The organism is Streptomyces sp. NPDC034099 (assembly GCF_055575415.1).
Genome location: NZ_JBVISR010000005.1, coordinates 270742 through 291904 on the forward strand (window position 1 = coordinate 270742; position 21163 = coordinate 291904).

The following is a 21163-nucleotide window of genomic DNA, read 5'->3' on the forward strand; positions in this document are numbered from 1 at the left end:
GCCTCGCTCCGGGAGGGGGTCCGGGTCGTCGTACGGCCAGCGGCAGTGCGCGTACGTCGCCGGGAGTACTCCGGCGGTCCGCGTCTGCTTCCCCGGTCTCCCGGGCACCGCTCGCCTTCTGTAACTACTAGTATGTACAGTGGTTGCATGAGCACCTCGGAACGACTGGTCGAGTCCACCCGCGAGCTGCTGTGGGAGCGCGGGTACGTGGGCACCAGCCCCAAGGCGATCCTCGAACGGGCCGGCGCCGGGCAGGGCAGCATGTACCACCACTTCAAGGGCAAGCCCGACCTCGCACTCGCCGCGATCCGGCGCACGGCCCAGGAGATGCGGGCCACCGCCGAGGCCGTGCTCACCGGTCCGGGCACGCCGTACGAGCGCATCGAGGCGTATCTGCGGCGCGAGCGCGACGTGCTGCGCGGGTGCCCGGTCGGGCGGCTGACGATGGACCCGGACGTGATCGCCGACGACACCCTGCGCGCCCCGGTGGACGAGACCCTCGACTGGCTGCGCGAACAGATCGCCCAGCTGGTGGAAGAGGGCCGGGAGCAGGGCGAGTTCGCTCCCTGGCTGGACGGCGAGGAGATCGCGGCCACGGTCGTCGCGACCGTCCAGGGCGGCTATGTGCTGGCCCGCGCGTCCGGCTCGCCGGCCGCCTTCGACGCCGGCGTCCGGGGACTGCTCTCGCTGCTCGCCCAGCCGAAGTCCCGCGCCCGGTAGCGGGGTTCGCACCCACCCGAGAAGACCGGAGGAGCCACGTCCCGTGCATGCGATGCAGTACGCCTTCACCCTGCCCGCCGACCATCCGATGGACGCCATCAGGGAGCGTGTGGCCCGCAGCGGGCATCTGCTGGACGACTGGCCCGGGCTCGGACTCAAGGCGTATCTGATCCGCGAGCGCGGGAAGGACGGCTCGCCGGTCAACCAGTACGCGCCGTTCTACCTGTGGCACACCGTGGAGGGCATGAACTCCTTCCTCTGGGAGGGCGCCTTCCAGCGGCCCACCGACGATTTCGGCCGGCCCGCGGTCCGGCAGTGGACGGGCCTGGCGTACGAGGAGGGCGGCGCCGCCGGCGCCCCCGCACGGGTGGCGGTCCTGCGGCGGCGGCCGGTGCCGGAGGGGGTGCCGCTGTCGGAGGCGGCGGCGGACGCGGTGCGGGCGACCGGTCGGCTGGCGGCCGGGGAGGGGGTGCTGCTCGCGGCGGCGGTCGTGGACACCGGGCGCTGGGAGCTGGTGCACTTCTCGCTCCACGCGGGCGACGCGTCCGACGAGGCGGAGGGCGATGCCTTCCAGGTGCTGCACCTGTCCGAGCCGGGGCGGGCCCTGCTGCCGAGGGGGCGCCAGTGGTGAGCGGAGCCGTCCGCACGGTCCTCGGGGACGTGCCGGGCGGTGAGCTGGGCGTGTGCGACGCCCACGACCACCTGTTCTTCGCCAGCCCCCGGCTGCCCGGCGAGGAGCTGCGCGACGCGGCGGCGGCGCGGGCCGAGCTGGCCGCGTTCCGGGAGCGGGGCGGCGGCGCGGTGGTGCAGTGGACGCCGTACGGACTGGGCCGGCGGGCCGCCGATCTGCCGGGCCTGTCCCGGGAGACCGGTGTGCACGTGGTGGCGGCGACGGGGCTGCACCAGGACGTCCACTACGACGAGGCCACGCTCACCGCGCTGCGGGGCCGGGCCGCGGACGTCTTCGTCGCCGAACTGACGCGGGGCATCGGGACGTCGGGCGTCCGCGCCGGGCTGATCAAGGTGGCGGGCGGTTTCCACGCGCTCGACGCGCACGCGCGGTGGACCATGTCGGCGGCGGCCGAGGCGCACCGTGCGACGGGGGCGCCGATCGCCGTGCACCTGGAGCTGGGCACCGGCGCCCTGGACGTACTGGAGCTGCTGTGCGGTGAGTTGGGTGTCCCGCCGCAGCGGGTGATCCTCGGTCACCTCAATCGCTCCCCCGACCCCGTGGTCCACCGGCAGGCCGCCGGGTCGGGGTGCTGGCTGGCCTTCGACGGACCGTCGCGGGGCAACCACGCCACCGACTGGCGGATGCCGGAGGCGGTGCGGGACCTCGCCGAGGCGGGGTTCGGCGACCGGCTGCTGCTCGGCGGCGACACGACGACCGCGTCCGCCCGGTCGGTCAGCGGCGGTCCGGGAATGCCGTACCTGCTGCGCCGTGTGGCTCCCCGGCTGGCCCTCGCGGTGGGGGACGACCTGGTGCGGCGCGTCCTCACCGAGAACCCCGCGCGGGCGTTCGCCGCCGACTGGCGCTGACCGCTCCCCCTTCCGCGGCCCCGTCCCGGCCCCACTCGACAGGAGATCCCTCATGCCCTTCGTGCGCATCGACGCCTACGGCGGCGGCACCGACGACGACCGGCTCGACGCGCTCGGGCGGGCCGTCCACGACGCCCTGGTCGAGACGCTCGGCATTCCGTCCGACGACCGCTTCCAGGTCCTGACGGCCCACGACGCCGCCCGCGGCACCCTGCGCTACGACGACTACCTCGGGGTGCGCCGGGACGAGGGCATCGTCTTCGTGGCGATCACCCTGCGGGCGGGGCGGACGACCGGACGGAAGCAGGCGCTGTACCGCCGGATCGCCGGACTCGCCGAGGAGTACGCGGGGACCGACCCCCGCAACGTCTTCGTCACCCTGGCCGAGAACACCTCCGCCGACTGGTCGCTGGGCAACGGCCTGGCGCAGTACGTAGGGTCGGGATCATGCTGAGACTCGGAATTCCCGTCATCGGTGTCACGGACGTCCCCCGGGCGGTGGCGTTCTGGACGGCGGCGCTGCCTCTGGTCGCCGTGGAGGAGTGGAAGAGCGAGACCTGGCGGACGCTGGAGTACGCGGACGGCTCCGGGCGGGCCCTCGGTCTGCTGCGCAGCGACTCGCCGCCCGAGCCTCGGCCCCGGCTCCACCTCGACCTGTTCACGGACTCGGCCGAGGAGCAGCAGGCGGAGGTGCGGCGGCTGGTCGGTCTCGGTGCGCGGACCGTCGAGTGGGACCTGTACCCGCCCGACCCCGACTTCGTCGTACTGGCCGACCCGGACGACAACATCTTCTGCGTCGTCGACCTCAGCCACGCCCCGAGCGGCGGCGACCGGCCCGCACCCTGAGGCGCCGCCGGACTCGGTCGCCTACGCCGGCACGCCCAGCGGGTCGTCCAGGACCGGCTGCCAGGCCAACTCGGCGGCGCCGACCAGGCTGTTGTGGTCGAGGCCGCAGGGCAGGATCGGCACCCCGCCGCTCTGGCCCCACAGGCTGCGCCCGGCGACGACCGCGCGCAGCCGCTCGGGGTCGGCGTCGAGGAGTGCCCGGTGCAGTCCGCCGAGGATGATGCGGTCCGGGTTGAGGATGTTCACCAGACCGGCGAGGCCCAGGCCCAGGCGGTCGATGAGGGTCTCGGTGGCGGTGCGGACGGCCGGGTCGGCGTAGTGCTCGCGGATCAGGTCGTAGGACTGCTGGAGCAGGGACACCTCGGGTCCCGGCTCGCGGCCGGCCGCCGTGAGGAAGGCCAGCGGGTCGGTCTCCACGTCCAGGCAGCCGCGGCTGCCGCAGTGGCAGGGGCGGCCCTCCGGGTTGACGGCGAGGTGGCCGACCTCCAGGGCGAGCCCGGAACTGCCGGTGTGCAGACGGCCGTCGAGGACCAGCGCACCGCCGACGCCGCGGTGGCCGGTGGCCACGCACAGCAGGTCGCGGGCGCCGCGTCCGGCGCCGTGGCGGTGCTCGGCGAGGGCGGCGAGGTTGACGTCGTTGGCGGCGAAGGCGGGGCCCTCGATGCCGGCGGCCCGCACCTGCCGCGCGAAGATCTCCCGCACGGGCGCGCCGGCGGGCCAGGCCAGGTGCAGCGGGTTCAGGGCCAGGCCCTCCGGTTCCGCGACGGCGGACGGCACGGCGAGTCCGGCGCCGACGCAGCGCCGCCCGGTCTCCCGCAGGAGTTCCGCGCCCGCCTCGACGACGGAGCCCAGCACCTTCGCCGGGTCGGCGTCGACGACCTCGCAGCCGGGCGCGGTGGCGACGATCCGGCCGCCGAGTCCGACCAGGGCCGCGCGGAAACCGTCGGCGTGGATCTGGGCGGCGAGGGCGACGGGCCCGTCCTCGGCGACCGAGAGGCGGTGCGAGGGGCGGCCCTGGGAACCGGCCGCCGCGCCGGGCCTGGCGTCCACCCGGATCAGGCCGAGCGCCTCCAGCTCGGCGGCGACCGCCCCGGCCGTGGCCCGGGTCACGCCCAGTTCCGCGGTGAGGACGGCCCGGGTGGGGGCGCGTCCGGTGTGCACGAGCTCCAACGCGGGCCCGAGCGCGGCGCGCCCCCGGTCCAGCCGCGTCCTCGAGGTGGTCCCTTCCCCCGCAGCCCGGGGGTCCGCCTTGCCGCTCATGAGGGGGAGTCTCCCATGATCCGTCCGCACGGGGTGTCTAGAGCCCACTGAGCCGGAGCGTGATGTTCAGCCGCCCGGCGAGTCCCAACTCGGGCGGCGCGGTGCCCGGGTGCACCTTCGGCACGCCGTGGTACGCGAGCCGGGAGGGGCCGCCGAAGACGAACAGGTCGCCGCTGCGCAGCTCGGTGTCCGTGTAGGGGCGGGTGCGGGTCTCGGGGTTGCCGAAGCGGAAGACGCAGGTGTCGCCGAGGCTCAGGGAGACCACGGGGGCGTCGGAGCGCTCGTCCGCGTCGCGGTGCATGCCCATGCGGGCGTCGCCGTCGTAGAAGTTGATCAGCGCGATGTCGTACGGCCGGCGTACCACCGCGGCGGCGCCGAGCGCGTCGGTCACCGCGCGGCGGGCGAGGTCGTCGAGCCAGGCCGGGAAGGGCTTGACCGGAGCGCCGTCGCCGTCGATGGCGGTGGGGGCGTAGCCGTACGGGTACCAGTGCCGGCCGAGGCAGACCTGCCGGGCGGTCATGGTGCCGCCGCCGGGGGTGCGCACCGTCCGGAGCCCGGCCGGGGGGCGGGCCCACTCGCGGCAGGCGGCCAGCAGCTCGCGCTGCCGTCCCGGGGCCAGCCAGTCCGGCACGTGCACGGCGCCGGGCGCGGTCTCGGCCCGGGTCCTGGGGAACAGCTCGGCGTCCATGCCCCCATCCTGCCCCCGCGCCCCGCGCCCCGGGCGCGACCGGTGCTGAGCTGCGGCTCGGCTAGCCTGGACCCACGATGAACGACCGCAGCACGAACGACCGCAGCGACCGCGACGACCGCCTGACGACGCCCTGGGGCGAGCACGTGCTGTCCCGCTTCCCCGAGGACCCGCGCGACCGGCTCCGCGCCTGGGACGCCTCAGACGAGTACCTGCTGGGGCACCTCGCGGAGCAGGGGGTTGTCCTGAACGGCACGGTCGTGGTCGTCGGCGACCGCTGGGGAGCGCTGGTGACGGCGCTGGCGGCGCACCGGCCGGTGCAGATCACCGACTCCCACCTCACGCGGGAGGCGACGCGGCGCAACCTGGAGCGCGGCGGTGCCGAACCGGGCTCGGTGCGCCTGCTCACCACGCAGGACCCGCCGCCGGACCGCGTCGACGTGCTCCTGGTGCGGGTGCCGAAGAGCCTGGCGCTGCTGGAGGACCAGCTGCTGCGGCTGGCTCCGTCGCTGCACGGGGGCACGGTCGTGGTCGGCACCGGGATGGTGAAGGAGATCCACACCTCGACGCTCCGGCTGTTCGAGCGGATCGTCGGCCCGACCCGGACCTCGCTGGCCGTGAAGAAGGCCCGGCTGATCTTCGCGGAGCCCGATCCCGCGCTGAAGCGGCCCGCCAACCCCTGGCCGCTCGGCTACCGGCTCCCCGACGACGTCGGACCGCTCTCCGGCCGGCCCGTCGTCAACCACGCCGGGGTCTTCTGCGCCGACCGCCTCGACATCGGCACCCGCTTCTTCCTCCAGCACCTGCCGGAGCCCGGGGTCTTCCGGCGGGTGGTGGACCTGGGCTGCGGCAACGGTGTGGTCGGTACGGCGGTGGCGCTGGCCGATCCCGGCGCGGAGCTGCTGTTCACCGACGAGTCGTTCCAGGCCGTCGCCTCGGCCCGGGCGACGTACCGGGCCAACGAGGCCGCCGCGGGCCAGGCGGAGTTCCGGGTCGGCGACGGGCTGGCCGGGGTGCCGGACGGCAGTGTCGACCTGGTGCTCAACAACCCGCCGTTCCACTCCCACCAGGCGACGACCGACGCCACGGCGTGGCGGATGTTCACCGGGGCGCGGCGGGTGCTGCGCCCCGGCGGCGAACTGTGGGTGGTCGGCAACCGGCACCTGGGCTACCACGTGAAGCTGCGGCGCCTGTTCGGCAACAGCCGGCTGGTGGCGGGCGACCGGAAGTTCGTGGTGCTGAGGGCGGTCAAGGAGTAGCGGAAGGAGGGGGAACCGGCGCGGGCGCGGTCCGGGTGACCACCTGGATGAGTGTCGCCACCGTCCGCACCATGGCCTCCCGGCCCGCGGTGAGGTAGCCGCGCGAGTCGACCGCCTCGGGACGGGCGGCGAGGTGCTCCCTGATCGCGCCGGTCATGGCGATGTTGAGCGCGGTGCCGACGTTGACCTTGGCGATGCCTCCTGCGACGGCCGCGGCGAGTTCGGCGTCCGGGACGCCGGAGGAGCCGTGCAGGACGAGGGGCACGTCCAGAGCACCGGACAGTTCCTTCAGCAGGTCGTGGTCGAGGGCCGCGGTGCGGGTGGTCATGGCGTGGGAGCTGCCGACGGCTACGGCCAGGGCGTCCACGCCGGAGTCGGCGACGAAGGCGCGCGCCTCGGCGGGGTCGGTACGGGCACCGGGGGCGTGCGCGTCGAGCGGCGGCGCCCCGTCCTTGCCGCCGACCTCCCCCAACTCGGCCTCGATCCACAGCCCTTGGGAGTGCGCCCAGTCGGCGGCGGCCCGGGTCGCCGCGAGGTTCTCGGCGTACGGCAGCCGGGCGGCGTCGTACATCACGGAGCTGAACCCGGCGTCCGCGGCCTGGCGGAGCAGGCCGTCGCTCTGCACGTGGTCGAGGTGCAGGGCGACGGGGACGGCGGCGGACTCGGCGGCGGCGACGGCCGCGCGGGCCAGGGGCAGCAGGCGGCCGTAGCGGTACTTCACGGCATTCTCGCTGACCTGGAGGAGGACGGGTCCGCGCACGGACTCGGCGCCCGCGACGACGGCCTCGACGTGCTCCAGGGTGATGACGTTGAAGGCGGCGACGGCGGAGCGCTCGGCCGCGGCACGGCCGATCAGGTCGCCGGTGGTGGCGAGGGGCACGGTCTGTTCCTTCTCGGGCGTCGGGAGGGGCGTCAGGGCGCGAGGATGACCGAGCGGGTCAGGTGGCGCGGACGGTCCGGGTCGAGGCCGCGGGCGGCGGCGACGGCGACGGCGAGCCGCTGGGCGCGCACCAGTTCGGCCAGCGGGTCCAGCTCACCGGGCACCCACAGCGCGCCGGTGTCGCGGACCTGGTCGGCCAGTCCCTCGGGCGCCTCGCCGAACATCCAGGTCGCCGTGCCCGCGGTGCTGACGCTGATGGGGCCGTGCCGGTACTCCATCGCCGGGTAGGCCTCCGTCCAGGACAGGGAGGCCTCGCGCATCTTCAGGCCCGCCTCGTTGGCCAGTCCGACGGTCCAGCCCCGGCCGAGGAAGGTGAACTGGCCGCACTCGACGAGCCCTTCGGGCAGCTCGGCCCCGAGCGCGGCGCGGGCGTCGGCGACGACGGCGTCGGTGTGCAGGCCCAGGTGGGCGCGGAGCAGGGTGAGCGCGGTGGTCGCGAACCGGGTCTGGACGACGGAGCGTTCGTCGGCGAAGTCGAGGACGACCACGTCGTCGGCGGCGGTCATGACGGGCGTCGCGGGGTCGGCGGTGAGGGCGACGGTGCGCGTACGGCCCTTCAACCCGGTGAGCAGGGCCAGCACTTCGGTGGTGGTACCGGAGCGGGTGAGGGCCACGACCCGGTCGTATGCCCGCCCCCGCGGGAACTCGGAGGCGGCGAAGGCATCCGTCTCACCCAGGCCCGCGCCCTCGCGCAGCGCCGCCGCCGACTGCGCCATGAAGTACGAGGTGCCGCATCCGACGATCGCCACCCGCTCCCCCGCCGCCGGCAGCGCCGCCGTGTGGCGTGCCGCCTCCTCGGCGGCGCGCGTCCAGCACTCGGGCTGGCTGCTGAGCTCGTCCTCGACATACGTCATGTCGCAACACTCCCCGATAACACGTTGATTGTTCCTGCAAGATATAGCGAGCTTTCGAGCACAATCAAGCAATCTGCGGAAGAGTGCGGTGCGCTAGGGTCGGCGGGGATCGAGGAACGGAGGCGTGGATGTCGCGCGACGCCCGCTGGAAGGCGCTGCTGGAACTGCTCGTCGAGCGCGGCCGGCTGGACGTCGAGGAGGCGGCGACCGAGCTGGAGGTCTCGGCCGCGACGATCCGCCGCGACTTCGACCGGCTCGCCGAGCAGCAGATGCTGGTGCGCACCCGCGGTGGCGCCGTCGTGCACGGAGTGTCGTACGAACTGCCGCTGCGCTACAAGACCGCCCGCCGCGCCTCGGAGAAGCAGCGCGTGGCACAGGCGGTCGCCGCCCTGGTGGCGCCGGGCGAGGCGGTGGGGCTGACCGGGGGCACGACCACCACGGAAGTGGCGCGGGCGCTGGCCGTGCGCGCCGACCTGGCCTCCGGTACGCCCGCGCTGACCGTGGTCACCAACGCGCTCAACATCGCCAACGAGCTGGCCGTCCGGCCGCAGTTCAAGATCGTGGTGACCGGCGGCGTGGCCCGGGCGCAGTCGTACGAGCTGATCGGGCCGCTCGCGGACGGCGTACTGGGGCAGGTGACCCTCGACGTGGCGGTGCTGGGCGTCGTCGCCTTCGACGTCGCGCACGGCGCCGCGGCCCACGACGAGGCGGAGGCCGCGATCAACCGGCTGCTGTGCGAGCGTGCCGAGCGGGTGGTCGTGGCCGCCGACTCCAGCAAGCTGGGCCGGCGGGCGTTCGCCCGGATCTGCGCGACCGAGTCGGTGGACACGCTGGTGACGGACGGCGCGGCCGACCCGGAGCTGGTGCGCGGGTTCGAGGAGGCCGGGGTCCGGGTCGTCACGGCCTGAAGGGCCCTGAAGAGGGTGCCGGTCAGTGCCCGTGGCCGTCGGTGTGGTCCGGCGTGGCGGTCGGGGCGGTCTCCGTCGCCTCCGGCACCGACCCGGCGCGCACGGTGAACGCCGCGGTGTGGACCTCGCCCCGGTGCCGGAAGTCCAGGAAGAGGCGGTAGGTGCCGCCACTGGGCGCGGTGGCCGTGAAGGAGATCTCCGGGCCGGGCTCGGTGGTGCCGTCGCCGGGTTCGCCGTTCGGGTGGACGTGGAGGTAGGCGAGGTCTCCGGAGCGCAGGGCGACGAGGTGGCCGTAGGCGCCGAGGTAGGGCTGGAGGTCGCCCACGGGTTCGCCGTCGCGGGACACCTTCAGCTTCAGCTCGCTCGCCCTGCCGGGGCGCAGGGAACCGGCGAGTTCGACCTGGTAGCCGTCGGTCCGGGCGGTGCCGTTCGGGGCCGGCGGCCGCGCCGGTGCGTAGCGGCCGGAGGCGGCCAGGTCGGCGCCGAGGGTGAGGTTCTCCGCGTTCTTGCCCGCCGGGGTGAAGTCGGCGAAGACGCGGTAGGCGCCTGCCGCGGGCAGGTCGACGGGCGTGCTCCAGGTGCCGTCGGCTGCGCGGGCGGGGTGCAGGTGGCGGTAGGTGGCCAGGTCGCGTGAGGCCAGGATGAGGTGGAGTTCCTTGTCGTGCTCCCGCTGGTACGCGGTGACCGCCTTGCCGTCCGCGTCCCGGACCGTGAAGCGCAGTTCGGTGCGTTGGCCGGCGGTGACGCGCGGGGTGGCGAGGTCGAGGGTGTAGCCGCCCTCGGAGATCTGCAGGCCGCCGGCCGGGGTGCTCTCGTGTCCCCCGTGGCCGCCCCCCTCCTCCGGCCGCGAGGTCGGCTCACCCGGGCCGCCCCGCTCGTCGTGCTCGTCGTGGGGCGCGGGTGCGCCGTCCGCGACGATCGGGTCCATTCCGGTGCCGACGCCGTAGGCGGTGCCGAAGGTCGCGGCCAGGGCGGCGGCGAAGGCGGTGATCCTCAGTCCGGTGTGCATGACGGTCGTCTCCTCGGATTGCGGGTCTCCGGGTCGCACGGAGACCTCTCCATGCACTTCACAATACCCCTAGGGGGTACCTAGTCAAGCCGTGACGACACTTGCTTCATTTACCCCCTGGGGGTATACAGGATTGCCCGGGACGGATACCCCCGCCCCGTATGCATCGCCGACGACCCCGCGTCAGGAGCAGCCATGACCACCCGTACGACCAGCGCACCGGCCGAGGTGGAACTCGCCATCGGCGGCATGACCTGTGCCTCGTGCGCCGCCAGGATCGAGAAGAAGCTCAACCGGATCGCCGGGGTCACCGCGACCGTCAACTACGCGACGGAGAAGGCGAAGGTCAGCCATGCCGGTGACGTGTCCGTCCCGGAGCTGATCGCCACGGTCGAGGCGACCGGGTACACGGCTCGCGAACCCGAACCGGTGCGCACCGAGGCCGCGTCCGGGCCGGATGGCGCCGAGACTGCCGACGAGCTGCGCCCCCTGCGGGAGCGGCTGGTGACGGCGGTGGTGCTGGCGGTCCCGGTGATCGCGATGGCGATGGTGCCGGCGCTGCAGTTCGAGTACTGGCAGTGGCTGTCACTGACCCTGGCGGCGCCCGTGGTGACGTATGCGGCCTGGCCCTTCCACAAGGCCGCGTTCACCAACGCCCGGCACGGCGCGGCCACCATGGACACCCTGATCTCGGTCGGCACGTCGGCGGCGTTCCTCTGGTCGCTGTGGGCGCTGTTCCTCGGCACCGCGGGCACGCCCGGCATGACCCATCCCTTCGAGCTGACCATTGCCCGCAGTGACGGCTCCGGGAACATCTACCTGGAGGCCGCGGCCGGGGTGACCGCCTTCATCCTCGCCGGGCGCTACTTCGAGGCCCGCTCCAAGCGCAAGGCCGGCGCCGCGCTCAAGGCCCTGCTGGAGCTGGGCGCCAAGGACGTCACGGTCCTGCGGGGCGGCCGTGAGGAGCAGATCCCGGTCGGGGACCTCAAGGCCGGCGACCGTTTCGTGGTCCGCCCGGGCGAGAAGATCGCGACCGACGGCACGGTCCTCGAGGGCGCTTCGGCCGTCGACGCGTCGATGCTCACCGGTGAGTCGGTGCCGGTCGAGGTCGGCGTGGGTGACTCGGTCACCGGCGCGACCGTGAACGCGGGCGGCCGGCTGGTGGTCGAGGCGACCCGGGTCGGCGCCGACACGCAGCTGGCGCGGATGGCGAAGCTGGTCGAGGACGCGCAGAACGGCAAGGCCGCCGCCCAGCGGCTCGCCGACCGCATCTCGGGGGTCTTCGTCCCGGTCGTGATCGCGCTGGCGCTGGCCACCCTCGGCTTCTGGACCGGCAACGGCTCCGGACCGGCCGCCGCGTTCACCGCCGCCGTCGCCGTCCTGATCATCGCCTGCCCCTGCGCCCTCGGGCTGGCCACCCCGACCGCGCTGATGGTCGGCACCGGGCGCGGCGCCCAGCTCGGCATCCTCATCAAGGGCCCCGAGGTCCTGGAGTCCACCCGCAAGGCCGACACCATCGTCCTGGACAAGACCGGCACCGTCACCACCGGCCGCATGACCCTGCTCGCCGTGCACACCGCGCCGGGCACCGACGAGGCCGAGGTCATGCGGCTGGCCGGGGCGTTGGAACACGCCTCGGAGCACCCGATCGCCCGGGCCGTGGCCGCGGGCGCCGCCGAACGGGTCGGCACCCTGCCCGCTCCCGAGAACTTCGCCAACGTGCCCGGGCTCGGCGTCCAGGGCGTCGTCGAGGGCCACGCCGTCCTGGTGGGCCGCGAACGGCTGCTCGCCGAGTGGGCCCTGGAACTGCCCGCCGAGCTGGCCCGGACCAGGGCCGAGGCGGAGCGGGCCGGCCGTACCGCGGTCGTCGTGGCCTGGGACGGCGAGGCCAGGGCGGTCCTGGAGGTGGCCGACGCGGTCAAGGACACCAGTGCCGAGGCCGTCACCCGGCTGCGGGCGCTGGGCCTGACGCCGGTCCTCCTCACCGGCGACAACAGGGCCGTCGCCGAGGCGGTGGCCGCGGAGGTCGGCATCGCTCCCGGGCAGGTGATCGCCGAGGTCATGCCCGAGGACAAGGTCGCCGTCGTCCAGCGCCTCCAGGGCGAGGGGCGTTCGGTGGCGATGGTCGGCGACGGGGTCAACGACGCCGCCGCGCTGGCCCAGGCCGACCTCGGGCTCGCGATGGGCACCGGCACCGACGCCGCCATCGAGGCGGGCGACCTCACCCTCGTCCGCGGGGACCTGCGCGCCGCCGCCGACGCCATCCGGCTGGCCCGCAGAACGCTCGGCACCATCAAGTCCAACCTGTTCTGGGCCTTCGCCTACAACGTCGCCGCCCTGCCGCTCGCCGCCGCCGGACTCCTCAACCCGATGATCGCCGGGGCGGCCATGGCCTTCTCCTCCGTCTTCGTGGTCGGCAACAGCCTGCGCCTGCGGGGCTTCAAGGCCGCGGACTGACCGCCGCACCGGGCCGCCGGCCGACTCCGCGAGGGCCGGCCTGCGGCTCGCCGGTGCGCGGGCCCGGTCGGGGGCGGGGCCGCACCACCCGGACCGGGCTCTGCTCACTCCCGGCGTTCCCCCGGACGGGCCCCGTCCACGCGCCGCCGGGGCCGCGGACGACCAGCATGGTTCGGGTCCCGTCTGCACGCGGAGCAGGAGCCCATGAACCGGCCGACCCACGCCGACGGCGTCACCCGTGGCCCGCTCGGGCCGCCTCCCGGTCCGGGGTCAGTGCCCGGGCGTGCCCTCGCGGCCGTGCTCCGGGAACTGCGTGCGGTGGACGGCGCGCTGTACGCGGCGGTGGCCGCCACGTCCACGCCCACGCTCGACCGGGCGCTGCGGCGGCTGTCCCACGCCGCGGACCATTCGAAGATCTCGCTCGGCATCGCCGCCGCGCTCGCGCTGAGCGGTACGCGGGCGCGGCGGGCGGCCCTCGTCGGCGTGGGGGCGGTCGCCGTGGCGTCGGCCGCGACGAACCTGCTGGGCAAGCGTCTGGTGCACCGGGCGCGTCCGGACCGGGAGGCGGCGCGGGTGACGGTGGACCGGTATGTGCCGATGCCCGCGTCGGCGTCGTTCCCGTCGGGGCACACGGCCGCGGCGGTCGCGTTCGCCACGGCCGTCGGCGTCGTCCTGCCCGAGGCCGCCGTGCCGCTCGGCGCGCTGGCGAGCGCCGTCGGCTACTCACGGGTCCACACCGGCGTGCACTATCCCGGTGACGTCGCCGCGGGCGCCGTCCTGGGCATCGCCAGTGCGGCGGCCGCGCTGGCGGCGGCGTCGTCGGCTCCGGTGCCCGGCCGGGGCCGTCAGCCGAGCACCTTCACGGCCTGGTAGTACGTCCAGGCCGTGCTGGTGCAGGCGGTCTTGGTGGCGCCGCCGTAACCGGCGCAGACGCGCTTGAGGTCCTCGTAGAAGGCGCTGTCGAGACGGGACTTGTTGGCGCTGAAGGTGCCCGCGTCCTTGTAGTTGCGGTAGCCGAAGTCGTGCCGTGCGCAGGAGGTGCTGAACGGGAAGCCGAACGGGTTGTCGGGCGAGGAGGAGCAGTAGTCGGTGGTCCAGTCGAAACCGTAGGCGGACCAGGCGGACTTGTCGGCCCGTGCGGCGGTCCAGGCGTTGTGGCTGGACGCGCTGGTCTGCGTCCAGCTCGCGAGTACCTGCGCCTTGTCGGCCGGAGCGGCGTCGGCGGTCGCGGCGGTGGCGGCGACGGTGGTCACGGCCAGGGCCGCGGCGGAGAGTCCGGTGGCGAGTCTGCGGTGCATTCCCACACCTCCATGAGGACGCGGCCCGCCCTCGGGCCGCAGGTTCATGTCAAGATGATGCGCATGTCCACCACCCGTTCACACATCGCGCGGCCCAACTCGCTGTGCACTCCCTGGTTCTGAGGCCGCGTTACGCCGCCTCTCCCGGGGCCCAGCCGGGGTGGCCGCCGTGCATCGCGCCGTGGAAGGGGTCACCGGCGGCGATCTCGCCCGCGCGCACCGGACGTCCGGTGAACGCCGCCTTGTACAGGGCAGCGGCGAACTCCAGCGTGGCGCGGGCCTGCGGACCGCTGCCGGGCGGGCGGACACCGGCGTCCCAGGCGTCCAGTACGGCGCCGAGCTGCGCCGTGTGCGAGCTGGGGACGTCGGCGGCAGGGGTGCGCCAGGCGGCGGCGCGTGCGGGCGCGACGTGCCGGGCCGGGGTGTAGGTCCAGTCGTCGTTGCGGTGCCCGTACAGGTGCGTCAACTCGACGGTCGCGTCGGCACAGTCGACGCGGATCCGGCTCACCTCGTCCGGGGAGAGCACGCTGTTGACGACGGTGGCGAGGGCCCCGCTCTCGAAGCGCACCAGGGCCGTGGAGACGTCCTCGCTCTCGGTCTCGTGCACCAGGCGGGAGGCCATGGCCCGTATCTCCGCCCAGGGCCCGAGCAGATGCAGCAGCAGGTCGTACTGGTGGATGCCGTGGCCCATGGTCGGGCCGCCGCCCTCGGTGGACCAGCGTCCGCGCCACGGCACCGCATAGTAGGCGGCGTCGCGGTGCCAGGTCGTCTGGCAGTGCGCCACCAGTGGGGCGCCCAGTTCACCGCTCGCGATCAGCTCGCGGGCGTGCGCGGCACCGGAGCCGTACCGGTGCTGGAAGATCACGGACGCGTACGCCCCGGACGCCTTCTCGGCCGCCGCGATGTCGTCGTACTCGGCGAGGGAGAGGCACAGCGGCTTCTCGCACAGCACCCAGGCCCCCGCCTCGAGCGCGGCCACCGTCTGCTCCCGGTGCAGCGACGGCGGCGTGCCGATCAGCACCAGGTCGGGCCGTACGGCGTCCAGCATGGCGCCCGTCGACGTGTACCCGGCGACCTCGCCGGGCGCCTGCGCGCGGAAGGCGTCGAGCCGCGCGGGGTCCACGTCGACGGCGGCGACCAGTTCGGCTCGGTCGGCGTGGGCGGCGAGGGCGGGCAGGTGACCGCCGGTGACGATGGCACCCGTACCGACCACGGCGACCCGGCGGCGGGCGGGACGTGGAGTCATGCGGTCCTCCTCGGACGGCGACGCCGCGGCAGGCGCACGCCGGTTAGAAAGCGCTTTCAAACAGGGCCGACCCTAAGCGGGGAGCGAGGGCCCGGACAACCCCCACCGTTTGCGGGCCGGGCGTGCGGCTGGTCGACTGTCGCGGGGGGACCGGGGCCGGCCGTAGCGCGCCGGCCCACCCTTCAGTCCTCTCCGGAAGGAGTCCAGGCGTGAGTTCCCCGAAGCCGAAGCCCTCGTCGACCGCGGAGCACCGGTCGGACGGCAGCCAGCCCTGGCTGCACCAGAAGGGCCGGACCATTCAGGAGTTCGGCACCGTCAAGCAGTTCCCCGTGGCGCTGACCATGGAGACCCGGCTCTACTCCTGCCAGCGGCTCAACAAGGTCCTGGCGGACACGCGGATCCTCCACGATCTGTACAAGAAGTACCACTGGCTGATGCGCGGGGCGACGTTCTACCAACTGCACCTGCTGCTGGACAAGCACGCGGGCGAACAACTGGAGCTGATCGACACCGTCGCCGAACGCGTCCAGACGCTCGGCGGCGTCGCGGTCGGCGACCCCCGGCACGTCGCCGAGATCACCACCGTGCCGCGCCCGCCGGACGGGGTGGAGGAGGTGCCGTCGATGCTCTCGCGGCTGCTGGAGGCGCACGAGCTGATCCTGACCGAGTGCCACGACGCGGCGGCCCGCACCCAGGAGTACGGGGACGACGGCACCAACGACCTGCTGGTCTCCGAGGTCGTGCGGACCAACGAACTCCAGGCGTGGTTCGTGGCGGAACACCTCGTGGACACGCCGCTGGTCCACGCCTGACCCCGCCGGACATGGCGCACACGTCGCAGGACGCCGACGGCAGCCCGCCGGTGGGCGGGCGGTGGTCCGCGTTCCGGCAATCGCCGTTCTGGCCCGCCACCGTGCTGGTGCTGATCCTCGCGGCCGCGGCGGGTCTCTTCGCGGGCTCGTACACCTACTCGATGGCGAACCCGACGCCGCGCCTGATCCCCACGGCCGTGGTCGGCTCCTACGAGAAGGCGGGCGGGCAGGCCTTCCTGTACGGCCTGGAGAAGGCGCTCGACACCTCGGTGCGGGTGCATCCCTACGAGACCCGCGCCGCGGCCCGTGAGGCGATCGAACAGCAGGAGGTCTTCGCGGTCTTCGAGCTGCGCGACGACGGACGGGACGCCGTCCTCGACGTGTCCGGCGCGTCCGGCGCGTCGGTCGCCGAACTGCTGGAGCAGACGGCACCGGCCGTCGGGAAGAAGGTCGGCGTCCAGGTCACCGTCCGGGACGTCAACCCCCTTCAGCAGGGTGACCCGCGCGGGCTGGCGATCTTCTACATCTCGCTGGCCGCCGTGATCATCGGCTTCGTCGGGGCGATCCAGCTGAGCGTGCACGCGCGGGCGCTCACCCCGCTGGAGCGCATCCTGTTCACGGTGGCCTACGCGCTGCTCGGCGGGTTCGTCATCGCGGCGGCGGTGGACTGGCTGCTGGGCGCGGTGGACCTGCCGTTCGCCGAGTCCTGGCTGATCCTGGCGCTCACGATGTTCGTGTCCGGCATGGTCTTCACCATGTTCAACACCCTGTTCGGCCGGTGGGCGATGCTGCCGACCTGGGGCCTGATGGTGATCATCGGCAACCCCTCCTCGGGCGGCGCGGTGTCCTGGCCGCTGCTGCCGTCGCCGCTCGGGGTGATCGGCCGGTGGCTGCCGCCCGGTGCCTCGGTCAACGCCCAGCACACCGCGGTGTACTTCCAGGGTCACCAGCACGCGTTCCCGTTCCTGGTGCTGGGCGGGTGGGCGCTGCTGTCCTGCGCGGTCTTCTGGGTCTGGCGGCACCGGCATCCCGGCGGACGGGACAAGGAGCCGCCGGAGGCCGAACCGGCGGCCGCCGCGTCCTGACCGTCCGCCGGGGCCTGGTCCGGCGCCGCGCGCCGACGGGACGGGCCGGCCCGATCCGGGGCGTCGCCGTCCCGTCCTCGCCCTGGACACCGGCGACCGGCCCCCGCGACCGGATGGTCGACGCGCCCACCGAGCAGGATCGGGCCCCGGTGGCGGCGCGGGGAGGCGGATGTGCTCGTGCCCGGCCGCACCGGGCTGCCGGGCATGGCCGCCGGCCTCCCCGGACGCCTTGCCGCGGAGGGCCCCTTCGACCCCTGTCGTCGACCCGACGGGGACTGCGATCATGTGGCCGGAGTCGCAGAAGCGGCTCGGGGTGCGGCCCGGCCGTGCCGCCTGTCTGCCGCCGCGGCCGAAGGACCGCATCGCCCGACGTCCTCCCCGTCCGGACCCACGACCCTGGAGTTGCACCATGGCCCTCGACGTCGCCGCGATCCGCGCGCACGTACCCGCCCTGAAGTCCGGTACCGCGCGGTTCGACGCGCCGGGCGGTACGCAGACCCCGCAGCCGGTGATCGACGCGATCGCGGGGGCGCTGACCGCCCCGCTCGCCAACCGGGGGCGCAACACCGAGGGCGAGCGCAACGCGGACCGGATCGTCGACGGGGCCCGGTCCGCCCTCGCCGACCTCCTCGGCACCACCCCGGGGACGGTCGTCTTCGGACGCAGCGCCACCCAGCTGACCTACGACCTGTCCCGGACCCTGGCCAAGGGCTGGGGGCCGGGCGACGAGGTGGTGGTCACCCGGCTCGACCACGACTCGAACATCCGGCCGTGGGTGCAGGCGGCACAGGCGGCCGGGGCACGCGTGCGGTGGGCGGACTTCGACCCGGCCACGGGCGAGCTGCGGCCCGAGCACGTCGCGGCGGTGCTGGGCCCGCGCACCAGGCTGGTCGCGCTCACCGCCGCGTCGAACCTGATCGGGACCATGCCGGACCTGCCGGCGCTGGCGTCCCTCGTCCACGCCGACGGGGCGCACTTCCACGTCGACGCGGTGCACTACGCCTCGCACGCCGTGGTGGACCTGGCCGCGACGGGCGCGGACACCCTGGTGTGCTCGCCGTACAAGTTCCTCGGCCCGCATCTGGGCGTGCTGACCGGCCGGGCCGAGCTGCTGGAGTCGCTGCGCCCGGACAAGCTGCTGCCGTCCGCCGACACCGTGCCCGAGCGGTTCGAACTGGGCACCCTGCCCTACGAGCTGCTGGCCGGGGCGAGCGCGGCGGTGGACTTCCTGGCGGGGCTCGACCCGGAGGCAGGGGGCGCTCGCCGGGACCGGCTGGTCGCCTCCTTCGCGGCACTGGAGGCGCACGAGGACGCGCTGCGCGAGCGGATCGAACGAGGGCTCGCGGACCTCGGCGGGATCACCGTGTACTCACGGGCCGCGCGGCGCACTCCGACGCTGCTGTTCACCGTGGCGGGCCTGCGTCCGGCCGACGTCTACCGGCAGCTCGCCGAGCGGGCGGTCGACGCGCCGGCCGGTTCCTTCTACGCCGTGGAGGCCGCGCGCCACCTGGGCCTCGGCGACGAGGGCGGCGTACGCGTCGGTCTCGCGCCGTACAGCAGCGCGGAGGACGTGGACCGGCTGCTGACGGCACTCGACGCCCTGGAGCGCTGAGGCACACCCCGCGCAACGCCCCGCGGAGCGAAGCGGCACGCCCCCCACCGCGCGTGCCGCTTCGCCGTGTCCACCCGCCGCCCCAGGGTCAGGCCAGGGGCACGGTGACCTCTCCGGCGCCCTCCGCGCTCGCGCCGCCCGCGACCCGCACGGTGAAGGGTCGGTCGGTGCCGCTCGCGGTGACCCGCAGGGCGTCCCCGTCGCGCCGCACCCGGAACGTCGCGGCGGGTGCGCCCAGCAGGTCCGGCACGGTGACCTCGGCCGCGTAGTCCGCGTCGGCGGACGGGTGGACCAGCAGGGTCGGCGCGTCCAGCCAGTCGCCGTCGGGCCGCCGGTCGTCCGAGGCCAGCGGCAGGACGGCACCCTCACGGACGTACAGGGGCAGGCTGTCGTAGCCGTGCCGTTCGGTGCGCCAGGCCGGGCCGGTGACGCGCTCACCGGTCAGGAGGTGGGTCCAGGTGCCCTCGGGGAGGTAGACCTCGACCTCGCCGTCCTCGGTGAAGACCGGGGCGACCAGGACGTCGGAGCCGAGCGCGTACTGGCGGTCCAGCGGGCGGCACGCCGGGTCGTACGGGAACTCCAGGACCATCGGCCGCATCATCGGCACGCCGGTGCGGTGCGCCTCGGCGGCGACGCCGTACAGGTAGGGCATCAGGCGGTGCTTGAGGAGGGTGAAGCTCCGGGCCACGTCGACGGCTTCCTCGCCGAACTCCCACGGCACCCGGTACGACGAGGAGCCGTGCAGCCTGCTGTGCGAGGAGAGCAGGCCGAAGGCCAGCCAGCGCTTGAAGACCGCCGGGTCGGGCGTGCCCTCGAAGCCGCCGATGTCGTGGCTCCAGAAGCCGAAGCCGCTCAGGGACAGGGACAGGCCGCCCCGGAGCGACTCGGCCATCGCCTCGAAGGACGACCAGCAGTCGCCGCCCCAGTGGACGGGGTACTGCTGGCCGCCCGCGGTCGCCGAGCGGGCGAAGAGGACGGCCTCGCCCTGGCCGCGCTCCTTCTCCAGGAGTTCGAAGACGGTGCGGTTGAACAGGTGCGTGTAGTAGTTGTGCATGCGCTCCGGGTCGGAGCCGTCGTGCCAGACCACGTCGGTGGGGATGCGCTCGCCGAAGTCGGTCTTGAAGCAGTCCACGCCCTGGTCGAGCAGCGGCTTGAGCTTCCCGGCGTACCAGTCGCGGGCGGCGGGGCTGGTGAAGTCGACCAGGCCCATGCCGGCCTGCCACAGGTCCCACTGCCAGATGTCGCCGTCCGGCCTGCGCACCAGGTGCCCGAGGGCGGCGGCCTCGTCGAAGAGCGGGGACTTCTGGGCGATGTAGGGGTTGATCCAGGCGCTGACCCGCAGCCCCTTGGCCTTGAGCCGGGCGAGCATGCCGTCCGGGTCCGGGAAGACGTCCGGGTCCCATTCGAAGTCGCACCACTGGTACTCGCGCATCCAGAAGCAGTCGAAGTGGAAGACGGAGAGCGGGATGCCGCGCTCGGCCATGCCGTCCACGAAGGACGTCACCGTCCCCTCGTCGTACGACGTGGTGAAGGACGTGGTGAGCCACAGGCCGAAGGACCAGGCGGGCGGCAGGGCGGGGCGGCCGGTGAGGGCGGTGTAGCGGGTGAGGACGTCCTTGGGGGTGGGTCCGGCGACGACGTAGTACTCCAGCGTCTGGTCCTCGACGCTGAACTGGACCTGGCCGACGGACTCGGAGCCGACCTCGAAGGAGACCGCGCCGGGGTGGTTGACGAAGACGCCGTAGCCGCGCGAGGAGAGGTAGAACGGGATGTTCTTGTAGGCCTGCTCGCTGCTGGTGCCGCCGTCGGCCTGCCACATGTCGACGACCTGGCCGTTCTTGACGAACGGGGTGAAGCGCTCACCGAGGCCGTAGATCTGCTCGCCGACACCGAGGGCGAGGCGGCTGAGCATGTGGTGGGCGCCGTCGCCGGTGGTGGCGAAGGCGGTGCCCTTGGCGTCGGCGCGGGTCAGCTCACGCCCGTCCGGGCCATGGAAGGTGAGGCCCCAGGGACCCTCACGGTCCAGGCGGAGGGTGAGCGGACCGCTGGTCAGCTCGGTGACGGTGCCGTCCTGGCGTACCTCGCCGGCGCCGTCCGCCGCCCCGGAGAGGGTGAAGTCGGGGCCCGGCCGGCGCTTGCCGGCGTGGTGGGTGACGCGGACGCCGATGACGCCCTCGGCGGGAGAGAAGCACTCGACCGTGAGCAGCGGCGCGTTGAGCGTGTCCCCCCTCCGCGTCACCTTCTTCACGGCGGCATGAGCGGTGAAGCGCTTCGATTCGGGGCGTACATCGCGTACCTCGGTGGCGTACGAGAGATGCACGCCCTCGCGGATGAGCCAGAAGCCGTCGGTGAACTTCATGATCTTCCTTGGGTGGGGCGGGAGCTGTCGGGTGGGAGCACGGGGGCCGTCTCACAGCGTTTTGATCGTACACAAAACAAATCCCGACGCCGAGGCGTTTGCTTCGGCTTCAACGCGCTGAGCTGGCACTATTACGCATGAGAACAACCTCCTCACCCGGCGCAGCGGAGAGAGGGGAGCCACTTTCCTCTAGCGCGGAAGCGGGTTGGTGACGTATTAGTCATCACATCAAACAAAACAGTCCGGCGAGGAAGCCGGACGGTACGACAGC

Annotated in this window: 20 protein-coding genes; 12 read left to right on the forward strand and 8 right to left on the reverse strand. The window is 73.9% G+C overall.

Annotation, left to right across the window (positions count from 1 at the left end; all coding sequences use genetic code 11):
- The first annotated feature begins 132 nt into the window (after positions 1–132).
- The 5 genes from ACZ56V_RS17010 to ACZ56V_RS17030 are packed head-to-tail and all read left to right on the forward strand — an operon-like array spanning position 133 to position 3105.
- On the forward strand, positions 133–720 hold the full coding sequence (locus tag ACZ56V_RS17010; protein WP_398911843.1) for a TetR/AcrR family transcriptional regulator: 588 nt from the start codon (positions 133–135) through the stop codon (positions 718–720).
- Positions 721–763: 43 nt separating this feature from the next.
- Positions 764–1351, forward strand: coding sequence for a DUF4865 family protein (locus ACZ56V_RS17015; protein WP_398911844.1), 588 nt, complete (start codon positions 764–766; stop codon positions 1349–1351).
- Positions 1348–2259, forward strand: coding sequence for a phosphotriesterase (locus ACZ56V_RS17020; RefSeq protein ID WP_398911845.1), 912 nt, complete (start codon positions 1348–1350; stop codon positions 2257–2259). Before ACZ56V_RS17015 ends, ACZ56V_RS17020 begins: the two co-directional genes overlap by 4 nt.
- 52 nt (positions 2260–2311) lie before the next feature.
- On the forward strand, positions 2312–2713 hold the full coding sequence (locus tag ACZ56V_RS17025) for a tautomerase family protein (RefSeq protein WP_468943057.1): 402 nt from the start codon (positions 2312–2314) through the stop codon (positions 2711–2713).
- Entirely contained in the window at positions 2707–3105 is a 399-nt protein-coding gene (locus tag ACZ56V_RS17030) for a VOC family protein (protein ID WP_356364385.1), read from the forward strand. The genes ACZ56V_RS17025 and ACZ56V_RS17030 overlap by 7 nt, the downstream gene beginning before the upstream one ends.
- Positions 3106–3126: 21 nt before the next feature.
- Here ACZ56V_RS17030 and ACZ56V_RS17035 read toward each other — a convergent pair whose 3' ends face one another.
- Both ACZ56V_RS17035 and ACZ56V_RS17040 read right to left on the reverse strand, forming a co-directional pair.
- Entirely contained in the window at positions 3127–4365 is a 1239-nt protein-coding gene (locus ACZ56V_RS17035; protein ID WP_356364382.1) for an ROK family protein, read from the reverse strand.
- Between the two features lie 37 nt (positions 4366–4402).
- Complete coding sequence (locus ACZ56V_RS17040) at positions 4403–5053, reverse strand: alpha-ketoglutarate-dependent dioxygenase AlkB family protein (RefSeq protein ID WP_468943062.1); 651 nt, start codon at positions 5051–5053, stop codon at positions 4403–4405.
- Between the two features lie 77 nt (positions 5054–5130).
- On the opposite strand from ACZ56V_RS17040, the gene ACZ56V_RS17045 reads away from it, so the two are divergent.
- Positions 5131–6312, forward strand: a complete 1182-nt coding sequence (locus ACZ56V_RS17045; protein WP_467381239.1) for a methyltransferase — start codon at positions 5131–5133, stop codon at positions 6310–6312.
- Here the strand turns inward: ACZ56V_RS17045 and ACZ56V_RS17050 are convergent.
- Together ACZ56V_RS17050 and ACZ56V_RS17055 are read right to left on the reverse strand one after the other, a co-directional pair.
- Positions 6302–7192, reverse strand: coding sequence for a class II fructose-bisphosphate aldolase (locus ACZ56V_RS17050; protein ID WP_467381241.1), 891 nt, complete (start codon positions 7190–7192; stop codon positions 6302–6304). The genes ACZ56V_RS17045 and ACZ56V_RS17050 overlap by 11 nt on opposite strands.
- 32 nt (positions 7193–7224) lie before the next feature.
- Positions 7225–8106: an SIS domain-containing protein gene (locus tag ACZ56V_RS17055; protein ID WP_468943066.1), complete on the reverse strand. Its 882-nt coding sequence runs from the start codon at positions 8104–8106 to the stop codon at positions 7225–7227.
- A 128-nt stretch (positions 8107–8234) separates the two neighbouring features.
- On the opposite strand from ACZ56V_RS17055, the gene ACZ56V_RS17060 reads away from it, so the two are divergent.
- Positions 8235–9014 (forward strand): DeoR/GlpR family DNA-binding transcription regulator, encoded by a 780-nt coding sequence (locus ACZ56V_RS17060; protein WP_104633691.1) that lies wholly within the window; start codon positions 8235–8237, stop codon positions 9012–9014.
- 22 nt (positions 9015–9036) lie between these two features.
- Here ACZ56V_RS17060 and ACZ56V_RS17065 read toward each other — a convergent pair whose 3' ends face one another.
- On the reverse strand, positions 9037–10023 hold the full coding sequence (locus ACZ56V_RS17065; RefSeq protein WP_398911851.1) for a hypothetical protein: 987 nt from the start codon (positions 10021–10023) through the stop codon (positions 9037–9039).
- A gap of 195 nt (positions 10024–10218) precedes the next feature.
- Here ACZ56V_RS17065 and ACZ56V_RS17070 point away from each other — a divergent pair, with 195 nt between their 5' ends.
- Together ACZ56V_RS17070 and ACZ56V_RS17075 are read left to right on the forward strand one after the other, a co-directional pair.
- Complete coding sequence (locus tag ACZ56V_RS17070) at positions 10219–12480, forward strand: heavy metal translocating P-type ATPase (RefSeq protein ID WP_468943070.1); 2262 nt, start codon at positions 10219–10221, stop codon at positions 12478–12480.
- A 204-nt stretch (positions 12481–12684) separates the two neighbouring features.
- Positions 12685–13353 carry a phosphatase PAP2 family protein gene (locus ACZ56V_RS17075; protein WP_468943073.1) on the forward strand — a complete coding sequence of 223 codons (669 nt, stop codon included), beginning with the start codon at positions 12685–12687 and terminating at the stop codon, positions 13351–13353.
- Here the strand turns inward: ACZ56V_RS17075 and ACZ56V_RS17080 are convergent.
- Entirely contained in the window at positions 13326–13778 is a 453-nt protein-coding gene (locus tag ACZ56V_RS17080; RefSeq protein WP_398911854.1) for a phospholipase, read from the reverse strand. The two genes, ACZ56V_RS17075 and ACZ56V_RS17080, sit on opposite strands and share 28 nt — an antisense overlap.
- Before the next feature lie 130 nt (positions 13779–13908).
- Positions 13909–15024, reverse strand: a complete 1116-nt coding sequence (locus ACZ56V_RS17085; RefSeq protein ID WP_398911855.1) for a Gfo/Idh/MocA family protein — start codon at positions 15022–15024, stop codon at positions 13909–13911.
- A 209-nt stretch (positions 15025–15233) separates the two neighbouring features.
- Here ACZ56V_RS17085 and ACZ56V_RS17090 point away from each other — a divergent pair, with 209 nt between their 5' ends.
- The 3 genes from ACZ56V_RS17090 (at position 15234) to ACZ56V_RS17100 (ending at position 18533) form a co-directional block, all read left to right on the forward strand.
- Positions 15234–15836, forward strand: a complete 603-nt coding sequence (locus tag ACZ56V_RS17090; RefSeq protein WP_030182166.1) for a Dps family protein — start codon at positions 15234–15236, stop codon at positions 15834–15836.
- A gap of 11 nt (positions 15837–15847) precedes the next feature.
- The gene (locus ACZ56V_RS17095; RefSeq protein ID WP_398911856.1) at positions 15848–16921 is read left to right on the forward strand and encodes an ABC transporter permease; all 1074 of its coding nucleotides are present in this window, start codon (positions 15848–15850) and stop codon (positions 16919–16921) included.
- Positions 16922–17330: 409 nt separating this feature from the next.
- Positions 17331–18533: a cysteine desulfurase-like protein gene (locus ACZ56V_RS17100; protein WP_467381257.1), complete on the forward strand. Its 1203-nt coding sequence runs from the start codon at positions 17331–17333 to the stop codon at positions 18531–18533.
- An 88-nt stretch (positions 18534–18621) separates the two neighbouring features.
- Here ACZ56V_RS17100 and yicI read toward each other — a convergent pair whose 3' ends face one another.
- Positions 18622–20892: an alpha-xylosidase gene (gene yicI / locus ACZ56V_RS17105; RefSeq protein ID WP_468943078.1), complete on the reverse strand. Its 2271-nt coding sequence runs from the start codon at positions 20890–20892 to the stop codon at positions 18622–18624.
- Positions 20893–21163: the final 271 nt, after the last annotated feature.